Below are 19,258 nucleotides of genomic sequence, written 5' to 3'. Positions count from 1 at the left end.
CAGTCCGTACTCGATCCTGGTCATCGATACCTCCATCGATCTTCTCACCGACACAGAATCGAGCTTCATCGCAAAACGCAACCGAGATGTGTGAATGCGATAGAGTCGCTATACGGGGAGAGGATGCCGGCAGGCAGGTGAGGGGCGGCGCAAACATCGGCAGGATGACTGCCTCACCCCAATATCGATATACCCGACCTCACGCAGCCTTCTTCTTCGCCAACCTCGCCTTGATGCTCGCCACGTCGGCACGCGGCGTCGCTGCGAACAGCGTCCTGGTGTAGCCGTGCTTGGGGTCTGAAAAGACCTCCTCGCGCGAGCCGTATTCGACCGCCTCGCCGAAATACATCACCATGACGTCGTCGGCGATGTAGCGCACCACCGACAGATCGTGGCTGATGAAGACATAGGTCAGCTGGAACTCGTCCTGCAGGTCGGCAAGCAGGTTGAGCACCTGCGCCTGCACCGAAAGATCGAGTGCCGAGACCGGTTCGTCCAGCACCAGCAGACTCGGATTCAGCATCAGCGCGCGGGCGATGGCGATACGCTGGCGCTGGCCGCCCGAGAACATATGCGGATAGCGGTTGTAATGCTCGTGGCCGAGGCCAACCTTCTTCAGCATCTTCATTGCCAGGTCGCGACGTTCCTCGGCCGGCTTGCCGGTGTTGATGAGCAGCGGTTCGCCCAGAACGTCACCGATCTGCTGGCGCGGATTAAGCGACCCGTAGGGGTTCTGGAAGACGATCTGCACCTTGCGGCGCATTTCCTTGGTCAATGCATTCCTGGCGATGTCGACCTTGTTGCCGTCGATGAACAACTCTCCCGACGTCGCCGGATCGATCAGCGTGATGATACGGGCAAGCGTGGACTTGCCGCAGCCGCTTTCGCCGACGATTGCGAGCGTCTTGCCCTTGTCGACGCTGAAGGAAACGCCCTTGACCGCGTGCACCGTGCGCTGGCCACGGAACAGGCTGCCCCCGATATGGTAGTCGCGCACGATGTTCTTGCCTTCGACGACCGTGGTGCTCATGCGGAGGCCCCCGAGGGCGCCGGCTCGAACAGCATGTCGGATACGGTCGGCAACCGGTCGCCGACGGCATTTTCCGGCAGCGCCGACAGGAGCGCGCGCGTATAATTGCTCTTCGGGCTCTCGAACAGCGACAACACGTCGGCCTCTTCCATCTTGCGGCCCTTGTATTGGACGATGACGCGATCGGCGGTTTCGGCCACCACGCCCATATTGTGCGTGATCATGATCAGGCCCATGCCGTATTTGGCCTGCAACGAAACCAGCAGATCGAGGATTTGTTTCTGTATGGTCACATCGAGGGCCGTCGTCGGTTCGTCGGCGATCAACAGCTTCGGATTGCAGGCGATGGCGATGGCGATCATGATGCGCTGGCACTGGCCACCCGACATCTGATGCGGGAACGAGTTCAAGCGTTCTTCCGGGTCGGCGATGCCGACCAGCTTCATCAATTCGACGGCGCGGGCACGGCGCTGGGCACGATCCATGCCCATATGGAAGCGCAGCACCTCCTCGATCTGGAAGCCGACCGTGAAGCACGGGTTGAGGCTGGCGATCGGCTCCTGGAAGATCATCGAGATGTCCTTGCCGACGATCCTGCGGCGTTCGGCCGGGCTCATCTTCAGGAGATCGCGGCCGTTGAAGCTCATGCGGTCGGCGGTGACCGTGGCCGTCCACGGCAGCAACCCCATGACCGCCAGCATCGAGACCGACTTGCCGGAGCCGGACTCGCCGACAATGGCCAGCACTTCGCGTTCGTCGACATGGAGCGAGACGCCGTCGACGGCCCGGAACGGACCTGACGCTGTCTGGAACTCGACGACGAGGTTCTGGATATCGAGCAGAGCCATCACGATCTCCTGAGCTTCGGATCGAGCGCGTCGCGCAGACCGTCGCCGACCAGATTGATCGCGAGCACCGTGATGAGGATGGCGAGGCCGGGGAAGGTCACCACCCACCAGGCGCGTAGGATGAATTCGCGCGCCGAAGCGAGCATCGTGCCCCATTCGGGCGTCGGCGGCTGGGCACCCAGGCCGAGGAAGCCAAGGGCGGCCGCCTCGAGGATGGCGTTGGAGAATGACAGCGTGCCCTGGACGATCAGCGGCGCCAGGCAGTTGGGCAGGATGGTGGCAAGCATCAGCCTGATATGACCGGCGCCAGCCACCTTGGCGGCCACGACATATTCGCGGCTCTTCTCGGCCATCACCGCGGCGCGCACCAGGCGTGCGAAATGCGGTTGCAGCACGAGCGAGATCGCCAGCATCGCGTTGAACAGGCCAGGCCCGAGGATGGTGACCAGCACCAGCGCCAGGAGCAGCGAGGGGAAGGCGAGGATCAAATCCATGAAGCGCATGATCACGACGTCGACCCAGCCGCGGAAATAACCCGCCAGCAAGCCGAGCGTGATGCCGCCGAACAGCGACAGGGAGACCACCACGGCGCCGATCAGCAGCGAGAAGCGCGCGCCATAGAGCAGGCGCGAGAGCATGTCGCGGCCGACGGCATCGGTGCCGAGCAGGAATTCGGTGCTGCCGCCCGCCTGCCAGGCCGGAGGCCTCAAAAACGCGGTCTTGTCTTGTATGTCCGGCGCGTAGGGCGCCAGCAGCGGCGCAAACAGCGCCGCCAGCACCAGCAGGATGAAGACGAACAGGCCGATGACGGCGCCGTGATTGACCGAGAAATAATGCCAAAAAGTCCGGAATCCGGTCAGACGGTCAGGACTGCCTGCTGCCATCGGGGCGATTTCGGTCGACTGGCTCATCACGCCGCCCGTATGCGCGGGTTGATGACGGCGTAGAGCACGTCGACGATGAGGTTCACGGCCATGACGATGAGAGCGATCAAAAGCAAGCCTGACTGCACGACGACATAATCGCGCTTGAAGATGGAATCGACCATCCACTTGCCGATACCCGGCCAGGCGAAGATGGTTTCGGTGAGGATGGCGCCCGCAAGCAGCGTGCCGACCTGCAAACCAATGGTGGTGACGACCGGGATCAGCGCGTTGCGCAAGGCATGCACGCCGATGACACGCGCGGAAGAAAGGCCCTTGGCGCGCGCGGTGCGGACATAGTCCTCACCCAGCACTTCGAGCATCGCCGACCGGGTCTGGCGGGCGATCACCGCCAGCGGAATGGTGCCGAGCACGATTGCCGGCAGGACCAGATGGCTGAGTGCCGAGCGGAAGGCATCCCACTTGCCGTAGAGCAGGCTGTCGATGGTCATGAAGCCGGTGATCGGCTTCAAGAAGAACTGCAAGGCGATGCGGCCGGACACCGGGGTCCAGCCGAGATAGCCGGAAAAGAAGATGATCAACAGCAGGCCCCACCAGAAGATGGGCATGGAATAGCCGACGAGCGCTGTCCCCATCAGCGACTGGTCGAACCACGAGCCGCGCTTCACGGCGGCGACGATGCCGGCCGGAATGCCGAGCACCATGGCGAAGACCATGGCGAAGAACGACAGTTCGATCGTTGCCGGAAAAAGGGTCTTGAACTCTTCGAGCACCGGGCGCTTGGACGAGATGGAGACGCCGAAATCGCCAGTGGCGACCTCGCCGACATAGCGCGCATATTGCTGCCAGATCGGCAGGTTATAGCCGAACTGTTCCTTGAGCTCCTCGTAGCGCGCGGGCGCGACGCCGTGCTCGCCGGCCATGGCAAGGATGGGATCGCCGGGCAGCAGCCGGACGAAAGCGAAGGCACAGATGGTGATGCCGACCAGCGTCGGGATGACCAATGCGATTTTGTTGAGCAGGTATCTGAGCATCTTAAAAAGGGGGCGGCGCTTGATTGCGCCGCCCGCCTAACAGTTCTATTCGGCCTTGTCGACGCCGTCGAAGCGATGAATGCCGAGCGGGTCCATCATGAAACCGCTGACATTCTTGCGAACGACCGCGTAAACTTGGCTGTGCGCCAAGAGGAAGGCCGGAGCCTGCTTCTGGAACACGACCTGCGCCTGCTCGTAGAGCTTGGTGCGCTCGGCCTGGTCGCTGGTCTTCTTGGCCTTCTGGATCAGATCCTCGAAGTCCTTGTCGCACCAGCTCGAGTAGTTGGAGACGCCGATGGCGGAGCAGGCGAACAAGGTTGCGAAGAAATTGTCCGGATCGCCATTGTCACCGGTCCAGCCGATCTGGAACGCACCCGGACGGTCCTTCTTCTTGCCTTCCTCGCGATACTTCGTCCATTCGTAGTTGACGATGTTCGCCTTGACGCCGACCTTGGCCCAGTCCGCCTGGATCAGTTCGGCGGCACGCTGGAAGTTCGGGTTGTACGGACGAACGCGATCGGCGGCCCAGAGCTGGATCTCCTTCAGACCGGCATCGGCCAGCACCTTCTTGGCTGCTTCCGGATTGTAGGCGTCAGTCTTCACGTCCTTGTTCCACGACCACATGGTCGGCGGGATCAGGTTTTCGGCCGGCGTGGCGCCAGCGTCCTGGAACAGCGACTTGATCAGCGATTCCCGGTCGATCGCCTGGTTGAGCGCGTGGCGAACCTCAGGCTTGTCGAGCGGCGGGATGGTGGTGTTGTAGCTCATATAGCCGATGTTCAGTCCGGCCTGATCCATCAGGTTCACGTCCTGATTGGCCTTGATCGTGCCGATGTCTGCCGGATTCGGATACGGCGCGATGTCGCATTCGCCGGCGAGCACCTTCTGGATACGGGCCGTTGCGTCAGGCGTGATGGCGAAGACGAGATCGTCGATCTTCTCCTTGCCCTTGAAATAATCCGGGTTCGCCGCATAGCGGATGACCGAATCCAGCTGGTAGTCGACGAACTGGAACGGGCCGGTGCCGACGGGCTTGGTGGAGAAATCGGCCATCTTGCCGGACTTCTCCAGCTGGTCGGCATATTCCTTCGACACGATCGAGGCGAAGTCCATGCCGAGATTGGCGAGCATCGGCGCGTTCGGCTCGGTCAGGGTCAGCTTGACGGTCAGGTCGTCGACCTTCTCCCATTTGGCGACGTATTTCGGCATGTCCATGCCGGTGTAGTAGTCCCAGGTGAGGTTCGGCAGGTACTTTTCGCCGTTCCACGGATTGGCCTTGTTGAACTGACGATCGAAGGAGAAGACGACGTCGTCGGCGTTGAAGTCGCGGGTCGGCTTGAAATAGTCGGTGGTCTGGAACTTCACGCCCGGATGCAGATGGAAAGTATAGACCAGGCCGTCGTCCGAGATGTCCCACTTGTCGGCAAGACCGGGTTCGATCTCGGTGCCGCCATGCTTGAACTCGACCAGGCGCGAATAGACGGTGCGCGACGAGGCGTCGAAGTCATTGCCGCCAGTCGTCGTACCGGGATCGAAGTTGGCCGGCGATGCTTCCGAGCAATAGACCAGCGTCTTTGCGTTGGCCACGCCTCCAAGGACGCTTGCAGCCAGCAACGCGGCTGCAAAAGTCAGTTTCCTTTTCATTGAGCACTCCCTGATGTTCTTCCAAGCCCCTCTAGCAGGCTCGCGAAGCGCGCATATAAGCACCGTTTTTCCGGCTTTGGAACACCCAGTTTGCCTACCCCACCGTAAGCAGGAAATGAATCCGCAATGTTGCCGAATTGGAGAAAAAATTAGCAGTTTTTTCCATTCACGATATTGTTAACGACCGCATTTTTTTATTGATCGGCGATATCGCGCAATCGGCATTGCGCTGGCTTCCGGCCAACCGTGCACGCCGGAAGATTCCGCGCGGGGTCGCTGGCGAAGGAAAGATTTTTCGGCGGCAAATCTTTCCGGTCTTGCCGCAAGGGCAGACTTGCACGGCCGCCGATAGACGCAATACATAGATGGACTGCGGCAGCGGAGGACGCCTCTCTCATCAGAGACGATCGCGGCGAAGACCAACAAGAACGGCCAAGGGAGGGATGGGTGGCAAGGGCATCGAAGACACCGGCACCGAGGGCAACGGCACCGAAGGCACAGGCAAAGGCATCGACCAAGGCGGCATCGGTCAAGGCGGCTTCGAAACCGGCCCCGCGTCCCGGCAAGCAGGCGACCGCCAAGGCCAGCATTGCGGAGACGGCGCGGGAGCCGGCCAAGAAAGCCCAACCAGCAAAGGCCGCTGCCAAGGCCACGGCCAAACCAGCGGCAAAAGCCGTTCCGGGAAAAACTTCGCCGATTAAAGCCGGATCCAACAAGGCCGGAGCGGCGAAGTCATCGTCCGCAGCCAAATCAGCACCCGCCTCGAAGCCGCCCACGGCCGCCCAGCGACTGCCCAAGGCGCTCACCGAGCTGGCCGCCGGCCTGCCGCAGAAACCGTGGCTGAAAAGCTATCCGAAGAACATGCCGGCCCAGATCGGCGCGCTCCCCTACAACTGCATCGGCGATTTCCTTGTCGCCGCCTGCAAGCAGTTCGCCGGCCGGCCAGCTTTCACCTGCATGGGCAAGTCCATCACCTATGCCGAGCTCGAGCGGCTTTCGGCGGCATTCGCAGCCTATCTGCAATCGATCGGACTGCAGCAGGGCGCGCGCGTGGCCCTGATGATGCCCAATGTGCTGCAATACCCGGTGGCGATGATGGCGGTGGCCCGCGCCGGCTACACGGTGGTGAACGTCAATCCGCTCTATACGCCGCGCGAACTGGAACATCAGCTCAAGGATTCCGGGGCGCAGGCCATCGTCATCCTCGAGAACTTCGCCAGCACCTTGCAGGCGGTGATCGGCAGGACATCGATCAAGCATGTCGTGGTCGCGGCCATGGGCGACATGCTTGGCGGCCTGAAAGGCACGATCGTCAACCTGGTCGTGCGCCGCGTCAAGAAAATGGTGCCGGCCTGGTCATTGCCGGGCCATATCCAGTTCAACGCGGCTCTGAAGGCTGGCCGCGGCATGAACTTCAGGCCCGCCAAGGTGGCGGCCGACGATGTCGCCTTCCTGCAATATACCGGCGGCACCACAGGCATATCGAAAGGCGCGACACTGCTGCACAGCAATGTGCTGGCCAATGTCGCGCAGAATTCGCTGTGGGTCGAAGATGCCTACACGATCAAGCCCAAGCCGGCGCATCTCAACCTCATCTGCGCGCTGCCGCTCTACCATATCTTCGCGCTGACGGTGAATGCGCTGATGGGCATGCAAATGGGCGGCCAGAACATACTGATCCCCAATCCGCGCGACATTCCCGGCTTCGTCAAGGAGATGGGAAAATATCCGATCCATATCTTTCCGGGCCTCAACACGCTGTTCAACGCGCTGCTCAACAACGAGGATTTCCGCAAGCTGGACTTCAAGCCGCTTGTGCTGACGCTGGGCGGCGGCATGGCGGTGCAGAAGGGCGTGGCCGAGCGCTGGAAGGCGCTTACCGGTTGTCCCGTCAGCGAAGGCTATGGCCTTTCGGAAACCTCTCCGGTGGCGACGGCCAACAAGTTCAGCTCCGGCGACTTCACCGGCACGATCGGCCTGCCGCTGCCCTCGACCGAAATCGCCATCCGCGACGATGACGGCAACAATTTGCCACTCGGCGAGGTCGGCGAGATCTGCATCAGGGGTCCGCAGGTGATGGCCGGCTACTGGAACCGGCCGGACGAGACCGCCAAGGTGATGACCGAGGACGGCTTCTTCAAGTCGGGCGACATGGGCTTCATGGACGAGCGCGGCTACACCAAGATAGTCGATCGCAAGAAGGACATGATCCTGGTCTCCGGCTTCAACGTCTATCCGACGGAGCTCGAGGAAGTGGTGGCATCGCATCCAGGCGTGCTCGAAGTGGCGGCGATCGGCGTGCCGGACGAGCATTCCGGCGAGGTACCGAAACTGTTCATCGTCAAGAAGGATCCGGCCCTGACCGCGGAAACGATCACCGCCTACTGCCGCGAGAACCTGACCGGCTACAAGCGGCCCAAATACATCGAATTCAGGACCGAATTGCCGAAGACGCCGGTCGGCAAGATCCTGCGGCGGGCACTGCGCCAATAGTGGGTGATGAACCTGCCTGCGACGATGGGCCGGACCGGCGCTGGCATCTCGACCCGGCGCAATTCATCAAGGCGAACATGCGCCTTGTCCCGGTACCTTCGCTTCCCGAAATCCGGCTCTACACCGCCCATCCGGGCAGCAGGCTGAGGCGCCTCGTCGGCCCTCATGACGAAGACGATGCGGACGAGGACGCGCCGGACCCGCAGCCGCCCTACTGGGCCTATGCATGGGCCGGCGGCGCCGTGCTCGCGCGCCACATCCTCGACCACCCGACGACCGTGGCAGGCCGCCGCGTGCTCGACCTCGGCGCCGGCTCGGGCCTTGTCGGCATCGCCGCCGCCAGGGCCGGGGCGCGCGAGGTGATCGCCGCCGAGATCGACCGCAACGGCGTCGCCGCGCTCGGCCTCAACGCGGCGGCCAACGGCGTCGCAATCCGCGCGATCGCAGACGATATCACCAGGGGTTCGCCACCCGTGGTCGACGTGGTGCTTGCCGGCGACGTGTTCTACGGGCAGGACGTCGCCCGGCGGATGGTCCCTTTCCTCGACCGCTGTCTCGCCGCCGGCATCGAGGTGCTGGTCGGCGATCCAGGCCGGGTCTACCTGCCGCGGTCGCGGCTGCGCCTGCTTGCCGAATACAAGGTGCCGGATTTCGGGGAGGCGAAAGACGCTGTGCCAAAGCCAAGCGGCGTCTTTCGTCTCGAAGCGCGAACCGACCCGGTTCTTGCCGGAGCGATCAAACCGTCTCCTTGACCCGTGCCGAAAGAAAGTCCGGCAGGTCGGCAACCGAATCCAGGATGACGTCGGCAATCTCGGCGAGGGATTCACGGGTGCCGGTGCCGGAGAGCACGCCCACGGCCAGGCCGCAGCCGCCGGCACGGGCCATTTCGAGATCATGGCGGTTGTCGCCGACCATGGCGATTTCCGACGGCTTTAGGCCGGTGAGATCGCAAAAGGCAAGGATCGTGTCGGGCGCGGGCTTGGGGTTGGCCACCGCGTCATAGCCATAGGCGGCATCGAACAATTGGGCGACGCCGAGCGTGACCAAGGTCTTTTCCGCGCCGCTGGTCGAATCATTGGTGGCGACACCAAGCCGGTAGGGTTTCCTATGCAGTGCCGCCAGCGTGTCGACGATGCCCGGCAGCGCCACCGCCATCGCCGAGCCCTGCACCGAAGTGATCTCGTTGAAACGGGCGACGGCAAGCATCTGGTCCTCATCGGACAGCCGCGGAAACCACAATTCGACAACGTCGAGATTGGTGCCGGAGGCGAAGATGGAGTCGGGCTTGAAGCGCCTGTTGGCGAAATCGAAGCCGGCGGCCGCAAGCAGCCTGTCCGCCTTCCAGCGATCGCCCTCGGACGCGTCCATGGCCATGAAGTCGGCTACGCCAAGCCAGGTCGCGTTGAAGTCGACAAGCGTTCCGTCCTTGTCGAACAATATGCCCTTGATGTCTGCCAAACTTTTCACTCCGAACCACGCAATTGGTGGATGTATCCCACAAGGCCAGCCGTCGACGCGTCGCGCTTGGCGGCACTTTCCTTGCCTTCCACGACAGGCAAGAGCCCCGTCGCCAGTTCCTTGCCAAGTTCCACGCCCCACTGATCGAACGAGTTGATGTTGAACAGCGTTCCCTCGACGAAGACGCGGTGCTCGTAAAGCGCGACCAGCCGGCCGAAGGTGCGCGGGTCGAGCTTGCGGTAGAGAATGGTCACCGAGGGCCGGTTGCCGGAGAAGACGCGATGCGGGGCGATGCGATCGACATCGGCGGGCTTCATGCCCTTGGCCAGCATCTGCGCGCGTGCCTCTTCCAGCGTGCGGCCCTTCATCAGGGCTTCCGACTGTGCCAGGCAGTTGGCGAGCAGCAGATCGTGCTGATGCTTGAGGTCAGGCTCATGGCCGACGGCAGCGGCAAGGAACTCGACCGGGATGAAGTCGGTGCCCTGGTGCAGCAACTGGAAGAAGGCGTGCTGGCCGTTGGTGCCGGGCTCGCCCCAGACCAGCGGTCCGGTCGGCGTTGCCACCGCATTGCCTTCGAGCGTGACGCTCTTGCCGTTCGATTCCATATCGAGCTGCTGGAGATAGGCCGGCAGGCGGGACAGACGCTGATCGTAAGGGATGACCGCGCGCGCCGGATATTGGCAGATCACACGGTGCCACCAGCCGACCAGTCCCAACAGTGCGGGCAGGTTCTTCTGTAAGGGCGCGGTGCGAAAGTGCTCGTCCATCTCGTGCGCGCCATCGAGGAAGGCGTGGAAATTCCGCGGACCGACGGCGATCATCACCGGCAGGCCGATAGCGCCCCAGACCGAATAACGGCCGCCGACCCAGTCCCAGAAACCGAAGACGCGGTCCGCCGCGATGCCGAACTTCGCGACGAGGTCGAGCGCGGTCGAGACGGCGGCGAAATGCTTGCCGACCGCTTCCTTGCCGAGCGCGTCCTGCACCCATTTGCGTGCCGTCTGCGCATTGGTCATCGTCTCGACCGTGGTGAAGGTCTTGGAGGCGACGATGAAAAGCGTGGTCTCGGCGGAAAGGCCCTTGAGCGTGTCGTGGATGTGGGCGCCGTCGATGTTGGAGACATAGTGCGCGCGGGGCCCGTCATGATAGGGCGCCAGCGCCAGCGTCGCCATGGCCGGACCAAGATCGGAACCGCCGATGCCGATGTTGACGATGTCGGTGATTTTCTTGCCGGTGGCGCCGGTCGCCTTGCCGGACCGCACGGCATCGGCAAAGGCACCCATCGCGTCGAGCACGGAAATGACATCCGCCTTGACATCCTGGCCATCGACCGTGACACCCTCGCCGCTGAGATTGCGCAACGCCGTGTGCAGCACCGCGCGGTCCTCGGTGACGTTGATCTTCTTGCCGGCGAACATGGCGGCGCGGCGGCCTTCCAGATCGGCGGCCCCGGCCAGCTTTTCCAGCAGACCCATGGTCACGGTGTCGACGGCGCATTTCGACCAGTCGAGCAACAGGTCCCCATCCATGGCTGAGAATTTCTCGAACCGCTGTGGATCGGCGGCGAAAGCCTGGCGCATGTTGCCCGGGGCTCCGGCGCGATGGTCGCGCAAGGCGGCGAGCTGTTTCTGGAAGGCTGACTGATCCACTGGCGGGGAACTCCTGGCGTTTTCGACGCACCATATCAGACCGGATGTTTCCGGCGCGTGTCGTCGCGGCAAAACTATTGAGCCGAATTCCGTCCGGTCAATACGCGGCAATGACGCAGTGCATCACGAAGCGATGATGCATGCATCACGCGGAGATCGGGCAGTTCTTCCCGCGCCGCCGGATTCGGCGGAAGGATCACTGGCATAAATCCCAAAGATCAGAAAAATTGATTGGCGCAACCCCTTGTGCCACCGTTACATTCGACTGGTCCAGCCAAACGAAAAAAGCTGGCCATCGAGGAACATCTCCCATGCCACAGCGCAACGACACGGCCATATGGTCCGGCCTGTTCCGGATTTCGGCCGAATCCGGCCAGACCCTCCAGGCTCAGATCCGCCAGGCCATCGTGGCCGCCATTCTCGATCGCCAGATCGCCGCTTCGATGCCGCTTCCCTCGTGCCGGATCCTGGCCGAAAAACTCGGCGTGGCGCGCGGAACGGTGGTGCTGGCCTTTCAGCAGCTCGTCGACCAGGGGTTCCTGGTGGCGCGCGAGCGGCGCGGCCATTTCGTCAATCCCGACGTGCTGGCAACGCCCGCCAAGCCGCACCAGAAGGCGCCCGACCAGGCCAACGAAATCGACTGGAAGGCACGCCGGCAGATCGCAGCCAGCGACATGCCGCCGCCGGCCAAGCACGAGAACTGGATCAAGTCGTCCTACCCCTTCGTCTACGGCCAGTTCGATCCGGCCCTGTTCCCGACCGCCGAATGGCGCGAGTGCAACCGCATGGCGCTTGCCGTGCTCGAGATCCGCAACTGGGCCTCCGACATGGTCGATCGCGACGACCCGCTGCTGATCGAGCAAATCCAGGCTCGGCTCTTGCCGCGGCGCGGTATCTTCGCCAACCCCGACGAGATCATCGTCACGCTGGGTGCCCAGAACGCGCTCTACATGCTGGCGACGCTGCTGATGACCAAGGGCTCGAAGGTGGCGATGGAAGATCCGGGCTACCCCGACGCACGCTCGATCTTCCGTCTGGCGGGCGCCGACATAGAGCCGGTGCCGGTCGACCAGTCCGGCATCGTAACCGCCTCTATTCCCAATGATTCCGGCTTCGTCTTCGTCACGCCAAGCCATCATTGCCCGACCATGGTGCCGCTGTCGGCGGAAAGGCGGCAGGACCTGCTGGCGCGCGCCAACCGCTATAACCAGATCATCATCGAGGACGGCTATGACAGCCAGCTCCTCGACGAGGCGCCGCAGCAGGCGTTGAAGAGCCTCGACCGCTCCGGCCGCGTCGTCTATGTCGGCTCGATGTCGAAGACGCTGGCTCCGGGCCTGCGGCTTGGCTACATCGTGGCTTCGGCTGGATTGATCTCGGAGCTCAGGGCGCTTCGCCGTTTCATGCTGCGGCATCCGCCGGCCAACAACCAGCGCGCGGTCGCGCTGTTCCTGTCGCTCGGCCATCACGAGGCGCTGGTGCGGCGGCTTTCGAGCGCCTTCGACGAGCGCCGCAAGCGCCTGGTCCATGCGATTTCCGCTTTCCTGCCGGAATGGCGTTCGACCGATTCGGCCGGCGGCACGTCGCTGTGGCTCGAAGGGCCGCGCGGCACCGATTCGCGCGGATTGGCCGAGGCCGCCGCCTCGCGCAGCGTCATCATAGAACCGGGCGACCGCTTCTTCGACCGCACGGAAAAGCCTTCGCGTTTCATGCGCCTGGGCATTTCCTCCATCGCGCTGCAGCACATCGAGCCCGGAATCCGCGAACTGGCCACAGCCGCCGGACGCAGACCGGCCGCCGCCTGATCCATCATCCATGTCTCGTGACCGGAGCCGTTCGCAGCGGCCCCGGTCACTTTAGTCCTGGCACATGTAACTGGGCCAGCTGGCTCATAGGATGGGCCAGTGTCGGCGGCATAGTCGGCGTCAGGGGAAGAAGCAGGCCGATGGTGGACCAACCGCCACGAGTTCCTGCCGACGAAGGTGGAGTGCTTCCATGCCAGTGGTTGTCGAACAACAAGACACGCCGGCGAACCGTCGTCCACAGCGCTCCGGTCTTCGCGAAACAGGACATGCCATGCGATCAGCTCCTCTGATGGAGGATACCGGACCACAGATCCAGGCCATCGAGGGCGGCAGCTACGGGCCGCTGCGCGGGGATGACTGCGAGCGCATCCACGAGGGCGTGCTGACGCTCCTGGAAGCAGTCGGCTTCGCCAATGCCATCCCCTCCTGCATAAAGGTGCTGACTAGGGCTGGGGCGGTCCATGGCGACGATGGCCGTGTCCGCTTTCCGCGCAGGCTCGTGCTCGACACGATCAAGCGGGCGGCACGCCATTTCACACTTCATGGCCAGGACGCCAGGCACGACATGGTGGTCCAGGGCAAGCGTGTGCACTACGGCACGGCGGGTATCGCCGTGCACCTGGTGGATCTGGAGAAGCGCGAATACCGCGAATCCAAGTTGCGGGACATTTATGATGCCGCCCGCATCGTCGATGGGCTGGACAATATCCATTTCTTCCAGCGGCCGATGGTGGCGCGCGACATCGCCGATCCGCTCGAGATGGATCTCAACACGCTCTATGCCTGCGTGATGGGGACATCGAAGCATGTCGGAACGTCCTTCACCGTGCGTGAGAACGTGAAGCCGGCGCTGGAAATGCTCTATGCCATCGCCGGCGGCGAGGAGAATTTCCGCGCCCGGCCTTTCGTTTCCAACTCCAACTCATTCGTCGTGCCGCCGATGAAGTTCGCCGAGGATGCTTGCGGCGTGCTCGAGGCCTGCGTCGAAGGCGGCATCCCGATCCTGCTGCTGTCGACCGGCCAGTCCGGCACGACGGCACCGGCGGCGATGGCCGGCGCCGTCGTGCAAGCGGTGGCCGAGGTGCTGGCCGGCCTCGTCTATGTCAACGCGCTCAAGCCGGGCCATCCGGCGATCTTCGGCGCCTGGCCATTCATGTCGGACCTGCGCACCGGCGCCATGGCCGGCGGATCGGCCGAGCAGTCGGTGGCAACGGCGGCCTGCGCCCAGATGGCGCAATTCTACGACCTGCCCGGCGGCTCGGCCGCCGGCATGACGGATTCGAAACTGCCCGACATTCAGTCCGGCTACGAAAAAGGCATCACCAATGTGATGGCCGGCCTCTCCGGCCTCAACCTGGTCTACGAGGCGGCCGGCATGCATGCCTCGCTGCTCGGCTTCTGCCTGGAAAGCCTGGTCATCGACAACGACATGCTCGGTCATTGCCTGGGCTGCGCGCGTGGCATCGACGTGACCGACGAGGCCCTGTCGATCGACAGCATCGCCGAGGTCTGCCTCAAAGGCCCAGGCCACTACCTCAACAGCGAACAAACGCTCAAGCTGATGCAGACGGAGCATTTCTATCCTGCCTTAGGCGATCGTTCTTCGCCGAAGGAATGGAACGAAAAAGGCCGGCCTGATATAGTGCTGCGTGCGATCGCCGAGAAGAAACGCATTCTTGCCGAACGTTTTCCGCGCCACGTGCCAAAACAGGTCGACGACAGATTGCGTGCCCGCTTCGGCAGCCTGATCCACCTGCCGCGCACGCACATGGGCGGCTGACCGGAGACGAGTTCGTGCAGCCACACAGCCATCACCCAGAGCAGTTCACCGTTTCACGGAAACGGCAAACAGCTCTATCTCTTTGTTTTGACGCAATTCCGGACGGAAAACCGCTTCACACTTTTCCTGGAATTGCTCCAGGACCAACCATCGGGCAGAACGACAAATGAGTGTGCATCCTATCCAGCAAGCCCAAACGGACGGCGACGCGATCGATCGGCTGGTGGCATCTCACCGGCCCGGCCACGGCCTGGTCCGCGCCTTCTATCACGACCCGGCGATCTTCGAGCGGGACATGGAACGTGTCTTTCGCCGCCATTGGCACTGCCTGGCTCATGCCAGCGTCATCCCGAACCCCGGCGACTTCGAGCTGTTCAAACTCGGTGACGAGGCGGTCATCCTGACGCGCGGCATGGATGGCACCGTACATGCCATGCTCAATGTCTGCCGCCACCGCGGCGCCGAGGTCTGTACCAAGGAGAAGGGCAACGCGAAGATGTTCGTGTGCCCCTATCACGCCTGGGCCTATTCCAATGACGGATCGTTGCGCGCCGCCCGCCTGATGCCGAAGGATTTCGACCGCACGGCGTACGGGCTGAAGAAGCTTCATGTCCGCGTCGCCTCTGGGCTGGTGTTCATTTCCTTCGCCGAGACGCCGCTCGATTTCGATCCGATCGAACAGTCGCTGCGCACGAGTTGCGGCCAGTATGGCTGGGGCGACGCCAAGGTGGCGTATCGCCAATCCTATCCGCTCGACGCCAATTGGAAGCTCGCCGTCGAGAACTATGTCGAATGCTACCATTGCGGGCCGGCGCATCCGGAATACTCGCAGACGCATGCGCTGGAGAAGCCAGCCGAGATGATCGAGCAGCTCAATGCGGCGATGGAGCAGCGCACCTGCGCACTCGGCATCGAGATTGGCAGCGCCAACCGCTGGCAGAACTCGGCGGCCGGTCAGGAAGCAATCGACACCTTCCGCTACGCTCTCTATGACGGCGTTTCGAGCGGCAGCGAGGATGGCTCGCCGGTGGCCCCGCTGATGGGCCGCTTCACCGACTATGACGGCGGCGTCACCTCCATCCATCTCGGCGGCACGACCTTCCTCGTCTGCTATCCCGATCACGGCATGGTCTACCGCTTCATCCCGAAAACGGCTGATACCTGCGAGATGGAACTGATCTGGCTGGTGCGCGGCGACGCCGTCGAAGGCCAGGACTACGAGCTGGAGAAGCTGACGTGGTTGTGGAAAGTCACCACCGAAGAGGACAAAAAAATCATCGAGCACACCGCGCGCGGCGTGCGCTCGCACTACTTCGTGCCCGGACCGATCGCGCCGATGGAATACAACGAACTACGCTACATCGGCTGGTATCTCGAGGAGATCAGCCGGGCTTGATCGGCTCGGCTGCCGCGGGCGGATCAGGCGGACCTTGCCTTTCGCGTCATTCCGCGCTGAGCCGATATCGGTCGACGATTTCGGCGTTGATTAGCTTGGCATGCAGCGTCATCAGCACGATCTGTGCGTCGAAGCTGTCGCCGGCTTCCAGTGCTGCCTCGATGCGACGCTCGACTTCCAGCGTCCGCTCCTGGCCATTGGCCTGTTCGAAGGTTTCGCGACCCGCGATGCAATAGCCGCACAATTGTGCCACCGACGCATAGGTGCCCGGAGGCGGCTCATCGGGCCAGCGGTCCTTCATCAGATTGACGATGGTGAGTTTCACGCCCTCCGGCACGAGCGCGGGATGAAGGTCGGCGCCGCGCAATACGGTATCGAGCTGCCTCAAGTCGCCCGAGCGGCCGAATAGTCCGAGGAAGCCGAGGGATGAGCGCCGTCCCGCCATGAAGTTTCCAATCCGTTTTCAACCAACTGGTATGTGCACGTCGCTCAAAAGTGGCCGTTTCGGCACCACGACATGCGTCAGGCGGTTCGCAAGCGGAACACAAAGACAGCCGGAAAACCAGAAGCAGCCTTGTATCGGCCGAAACTACCGGCGCGCCGGCTCGAACAGTTCCACCAGATTGCCAGAGGGATCCTGCAGCAGGATCTGGCTGCCGCCCATTCCCTTGACGATATCGTTTTTGAAACTTTGGCCCGCATTCTTCAGCGCGCGAACGAGAGCTTCCAGATCCTCGACCTCGATCTGAATGCGGTTCCAGCCGCCGGGCTCAGGCAGACTTCCGTCGGGCATCGGTTGCGATGCGCCGCCCGGTCCCCCGGCCGCGTTGAGCAAGAGCCGCAGATTGCCCTTCGCGAGCATGGCAAAGGACGGCGCCGGATGCATCGCGACGGCAAAGCCAAGATGCCCGCTGTAGAAAGCGATGGCCTCGTCGACGTCATTCACAATGTAGCGGACACTTACAGTTTCCATTGTCTCCTCCGGGTTGCCCCTACGCCAACTGCCAACTTACCGCCGACAGCAAGACACCGGCCAGAGCGGATCCGGCAAGTGTCGGCAGCATGCCGAGTTTCAACTTCAGGATAGCGATCATGGCTGCACAGGAAAGCAGTGCCGCGCGCCAGTCGACCGACGAAAGAACAGGCACGTTCAGACCGGGCCCGATACTGCGCACCTCACCGAAGATGACGTGCAAGGCGAACCACAGAGCGAGGTTCATGATGACGCCGACCACGGCGGCGGTGATCGCGCCCAACGCCGCCGACAGTGCCTTGTTGCCGCGCAGCGCCTCGATGTAGGGCGCACCGAGGAATATCCAGAAAAAGCAGGGAGTGAACGTGACCCATAGAGTGAGCAAGGCCCCGAGCGATCCGGCAAGGAGCGGGTCCGGCGACCCGGAGTGACGGAACGCGGCCAGGAAGCCGACGAACTGCAACACCAGAATGAGCGGCCCCGGCGTGGTTTCGGCAAGCCCAAGCCCGTCGACCATTTCACCCGGGGCGAGCCAGCCGAAGGACTGGACGGCTGCCTGCGCGACATAGGCAAGGGCCGCGTAGGCGCCGCCGAATGTAACCACGGCCATCAGGCTGAAAAACCGGCCTATCTCGGTCCAAACGCTTGCGGATCCGGTCAACCACCAGATCACAAGAACGGGTCCGAGCCAGATCGGCAGCCAGATCGCGACGGTGCGCGGCGCGTGCCATTTCGTCGGTTCGACATGGGTCAGTTCGCCGCGCTCGAACATCACGTCCACCGCGCCCTTGATGTCGGGAACGTTGTCCCCGCCACGGGCCTGGCCCGAAAAGAACGCAGGCGCCAATCGGTTTCCGGCCAGGCCTATCAATCCGGCGCCAAGGATGATCAGCGGGAACGGAACCCTCAACGCGTAGATCGCAATGAAGGCCAAGACTGCGATCGACACCATGATCCGGTTCTTCAGGGCACGCCGTCCGATCTTGATCACCGCCTCGATGACAATGGCAAGCACTGCCGCCTTCACTCCGAAAAACAGCGCCGCGACCAGCGGCACGTCGCCATATAGCGCATAGAGGATGCTCAGGGTCAGCATGACAAGCACACCCGGAACGATGAACAGGATACCGGCGACGAGGCCTCCGAGCGTCTTGTGCAGCAGCCAGCCAATATAGATGGCGAGTTGCTGGGCTTCCGGGCCGGGCAAGAGCATGCAGTAGTTCAAGGCATGCAGGAAACGCTGTTCGCCGATCCAGCGACGATCCTCGACCAGTTCCTTGTGCATGAGCGCTATCTGGCCGGCCGGCCCGCCGAAGCTCAGCAATCCGATTTTCGCCCAGAGGCGCAGCGCCTCGTTGAAACTCGGCGCGGCCGGCTCCCGGACAACTTCGCCCTTCCCCTTCGAGACCACTGCGTTCATGCCACCTTGCCTCCGGACGGCCAGTTGTGAGTTTCGTCCGTGGCATCGCGGCACCACCTGAAGAAAGCGTCGTAGAGCAGCATGCCGGCTTCCAACTGTTCGAGATCGTCGCGGAACATCCGCGACAGGCCCAGCGAGGCGGCCAGAAATCCGGCGGCCTGGGGTACCAGATCGAGGTTTGCGGTGTCAGCCGCGCGCACGATCGCGGCAAGGCGATCGAGCGCATCGGATTCCAGCCCGAACTCCTCGATCATGGTGTCGAAGGTACAGCGTTCGCCGCGGTGGCTCCAGAACACAGTGTCGATATCGAAGGGCACGGCCTGAAAGCGGTCGGCGACAGCCAGGACTTCCGCCGGTTCGACGAACAGAAACACCGCGCCGGGATCGACGAAGCGTCGGATCAGCCATGGGCAAGCAATGCGATCGACCTTCGGACGGGCTCGCGTCACCCAGACCGTGCGGCCCTTTTCGTCGCGTGGGGGCAATTTGCCGGTACGGACCAAAAGCCCCTTTGCATCGCGCCAGGCCTCGAACCCGCCTTCGAGGGATTCGGCAGGAATTCCCTCGTGCCGCAGCCAAGCGGCGACGCCTTGCGAGAGCTTTTGCCCTTTCTGGCAGACGATGGCCACCGATTGGCCGGCGAACGTTGGTGCCCAGGTCGAAACGGTTTTGAAATTGCGCCGGACCGAGGCCGGCAGCAGGCGCGGATCGGCGTCGAAGTCCTCGTCGGTGCGAACGTCGATGATTACCGGTGCGCCCGGCAGAGCGACCAGACGGGATAATTGCAGTACGGTGATAGCGGTTGTTGACGGCATGGCGTCCACCTCCCTGTAAGAGCTTGGAC

Annotated in this window: 17 protein-coding genes; 6 read left to right on the top strand and 11 right to left on the bottom strand. The window is 62.9% G+C overall.

The annotated features are described in order from the left end of the window. Positions 1–199 precede the first annotated feature (199 nt). From NKI49_RS30385 to NKI49_RS30365, 5 genes are read right to left on the bottom strand one after another with little or no spacing between them, the layout of a single operon-like run. Entirely contained in the window at positions 200–1,030 is an 831-nt protein-coding gene (locus NKI49_RS30385) for a dipeptide ABC transporter ATP-binding protein (protein ID WP_352607434.1), read from the bottom strand. Continuing rightward, positions 1,027–1,878, bottom strand: a complete 852-nt coding sequence (locus tag NKI49_RS30380) for an ABC transporter ATP-binding protein (RefSeq protein WP_081689369.1) — start codon at positions 1,876–1,878, stop codon at positions 1,027–1,029. Before NKI49_RS30380 ends, NKI49_RS30385 begins: the two co-directional genes overlap by 4 nt. After that, complete coding sequence (locus NKI49_RS30375) at positions 1,878–2,762, bottom strand: ABC transporter permease subunit (protein WP_050577940.1); 885 nt, start codon at positions 2,760–2,762, stop codon at positions 1,878–1,880. The genes NKI49_RS30380 and NKI49_RS30375 overlap by 1 nt, the downstream gene beginning before the upstream one ends. Positions 2,763–2,788: 26 nt before the next feature. Next, positions 2,789–3,796, bottom strand: a complete 1,008-nt coding sequence (locus tag NKI49_RS30370) for an ABC transporter permease subunit (protein WP_027023664.1) — start codon at positions 3,794–3,796, stop codon at positions 2,789–2,791. A 45-nt stretch (positions 3,797–3,841) separates the two neighbouring features. Further along, positions 3,842–5,440, bottom strand: a complete 1,599-nt coding sequence (locus tag NKI49_RS30365; RefSeq protein ID WP_352607432.1) for an ABC transporter substrate-binding protein — start codon at positions 5,438–5,440, stop codon at positions 3,842–3,844. A gap of 137 nt (positions 5,441–5,577) precedes the next feature. Here NKI49_RS30365 and NKI49_RS30360 point away from each other — a divergent pair, with 137 nt between their 5' ends. The 3 genes from NKI49_RS30360 (at position 5,578) to NKI49_RS30350 (ending at position 8,685) form a co-directional block, all read left to right on the top strand. Next, entirely contained in the window at positions 5,578–5,805 is a 228-nt protein-coding gene (locus NKI49_RS30360) for a hypothetical protein (RefSeq protein WP_352695867.1), read from the top strand. Positions 5,806–5,887: 82 nt separating this feature from the next. Continuing rightward, positions 5,888–7,933, top strand: a complete 2,046-nt coding sequence (locus tag NKI49_RS30355; protein WP_352607430.1) for a long-chain fatty acid--CoA ligase — start codon at positions 5,888–5,890, stop codon at positions 7,931–7,933. 77 nt (positions 7,934–8,010) lie between these two features. After that, positions 8,011–8,685 carry a class I SAM-dependent methyltransferase gene (locus tag NKI49_RS30350; protein ID WP_352607440.1) on the top strand — a complete coding sequence of 225 codons (675 nt, stop codon included), beginning with the start codon at positions 8,011–8,013 and terminating at the stop codon, positions 8,683–8,685. Here the strand turns inward: NKI49_RS30350 and NKI49_RS30345 are convergent. Further along, positions 8,669–9,391: an HAD family hydrolase gene (locus tag NKI49_RS30345; RefSeq protein ID WP_352607428.1), complete on the bottom strand. Its 723-nt coding sequence runs from the start codon at positions 9,389–9,391 to the stop codon at positions 8,669–8,671. The two genes, NKI49_RS30350 and NKI49_RS30345, sit on opposite strands and share 17 nt — an antisense overlap. Before the next feature lie 5 nt (positions 9,392–9,396). Next, positions 9,397–11,040, bottom strand: a complete 1,644-nt coding sequence (pgi, locus tag NKI49_RS30340) for a glucose-6-phosphate isomerase (RefSeq protein WP_352607426.1) — start codon at positions 11,038–11,040, stop codon at positions 9,397–9,399. A gap of 311 nt (positions 11,041–11,351) precedes the next feature. Between pgi and pdxR the strand changes: the two genes are divergently transcribed. The 3 genes from pdxR to NKI49_RS30325 all read left to right on the top strand — a co-directional run bounded on the left by pdxR (position 11,352) and on the right by NKI49_RS30325 (position 16,021). After that, a complete protein-coding gene (gene pdxR / locus NKI49_RS30335; protein ID WP_352607424.1) occupies positions 11,352–12,845 on the top strand; it encodes a MocR-like pyridoxine biosynthesis transcription factor PdxR in 1,494 nt (497 codons plus the stop codon). 190 nt (positions 12,846–13,035) lie between these two features. Then, positions 13,036–14,625 carry a trimethylamine methyltransferase family protein gene (locus NKI49_RS30330; protein WP_352607422.1) on the top strand — a complete coding sequence of 530 codons (1,590 nt, stop codon included), beginning with the start codon at positions 13,036–13,038 and terminating at the stop codon, positions 14,623–14,625. Positions 14,626–14,791: 166 nt separating this feature from the next. Then, positions 14,792–16,021 (top strand): aromatic ring-hydroxylating oxygenase subunit alpha, encoded by a 1,230-nt coding sequence (locus NKI49_RS30325; protein ID WP_352607420.1) that lies wholly within the window; start codon positions 14,792–14,794, stop codon positions 16,019–16,021. A 46-nt stretch (positions 16,022–16,067) separates the two neighbouring features. Here the strand turns inward: NKI49_RS30325 and NKI49_RS30320 are convergent, their stop codons facing one another. From NKI49_RS30320 to NKI49_RS30305, 4 genes are all read right to left on the bottom strand, one after another. After that, a complete protein-coding gene (locus tag NKI49_RS30320; protein ID WP_352607418.1) occupies positions 16,068–16,466 on the bottom strand; it encodes a hypothetical protein in 399 nt (132 codons plus the stop codon). 144 nt (positions 16,467–16,610) lie between these two features. Continuing rightward, the gene (locus tag NKI49_RS30315; protein WP_352607416.1) at positions 16,611–16,994 is read right to left on the bottom strand and encodes a VOC family protein; all 384 of its coding nucleotides are present in this window, start codon (positions 16,992–16,994) and stop codon (positions 16,611–16,613) included. Between the two features lie 19 nt (positions 16,995–17,013). Beyond that, complete coding sequence (gene chrA, locus NKI49_RS30310; RefSeq protein WP_352607414.1) at positions 17,014–18,414, bottom strand: chromate efflux transporter; 1,401 nt, start codon at positions 18,412–18,414, stop codon at positions 17,014–17,016. Then, the gene (locus tag NKI49_RS30305) at positions 18,411–19,229 is read right to left on the bottom strand and encodes a chromate resistance protein ChrB domain-containing protein (protein WP_352607412.1); all 819 of its coding nucleotides are present in this window, start codon (positions 19,227–19,229) and stop codon (positions 18,411–18,413) included. Before NKI49_RS30305 ends, chrA begins: the two co-directional genes overlap by 4 nt. Positions 19,230–19,258 lie beyond the last annotated feature (29 nt).

The sequence above is a fragment of the Mesorhizobium sp. M0587 genome (genome assembly GCF_040320945.1).
Taxonomy (GTDB): Bacteria; Pseudomonadota; Alphaproteobacteria; order Rhizobiales; family Rhizobiaceae; genus Mesorhizobium.
Note: the sequence above shows the minus strand (reverse complement) of the source record. Positions and strands in the feature narration are given on the sequence as shown.

Coding starts and splice junctions, on each gene's coding strand:
- NKI49_RS30385 (WP_352607434.1), bottom strand. CDS start 1,030: ATGAGCACCACGGTCGTCGAAGGCAAGAACATCGTGCGCGACTACCAT.
- NKI49_RS30380 (WP_081689369.1), bottom strand. CDS start 1,878: ATGGCTCTGCTCGATATCCAGAACCTCGTCGTCGAGTTCCAGACAGCG.
- NKI49_RS30375 (WP_050577940.1), bottom strand. CDS start 2,762: ATGGCAGCAGGCAGTCCTGACCGTCTGACCGGATTCCGGACTTTTTGG.
- NKI49_RS30370 (WP_027023664.1), bottom strand. CDS start 3,796: ATGCTCAGATACCTGCTCAACAAAATCGCATTGGTCATCCCGACGCTG.
- NKI49_RS30365 (WP_352607432.1), bottom strand. CDS start 5,440: ATGAAAAGGAAACTGACTTTTGCAGCCGCGTTGCTGGCTGCAAGCGTC.
- NKI49_RS30350 (WP_352607440.1), top strand. CDS start 8,011: ATGCGCCTTGTCCCGGTACCTTCGCTTCCCGAAATCCGGCTCTACACC.
- pdxR (WP_352607424.1), top strand. CDS start 11,352: ATGCCACAGCGCAACGACACGGCCATATGGTCCGGCCTGTTCCGGATT.
- NKI49_RS30330 (WP_352607422.1), top strand. CDS start 13,036: ATGCCAGTGGTTGTCGAACAACAAGACACGCCGGCGAACCGTCGTCCA.
- NKI49_RS30325 (WP_352607420.1), top strand. CDS start 14,792: ATGAGTGTGCATCCTATCCAGCAAGCCCAAACGGACGGCGACGCGATC.
- NKI49_RS30320 (WP_352607418.1), bottom strand. CDS start 16,466: ATGGCGGGACGGCGCTCATCCCTCGGCTTCCTCGGACTATTCGGCCGC.
- NKI49_RS30315 (WP_352607416.1), bottom strand. CDS start 16,994: ATGGAAACTGTAAGTGTCCGCTACATTGTGAATGACGTCGACGAGGCC.
- chrA (WP_352607414.1), bottom strand. CDS start 18,414: ATGAACGCAGTGGTCTCGAAGGGGAAGGGCGAAGTTGTCCGGGAGCCG.
- NKI49_RS30305 (WP_352607412.1), bottom strand. CDS start 19,229: ATGCCGTCAACAACCGCTATCACCGTACTGCAATTATCCCGTCTGGTC.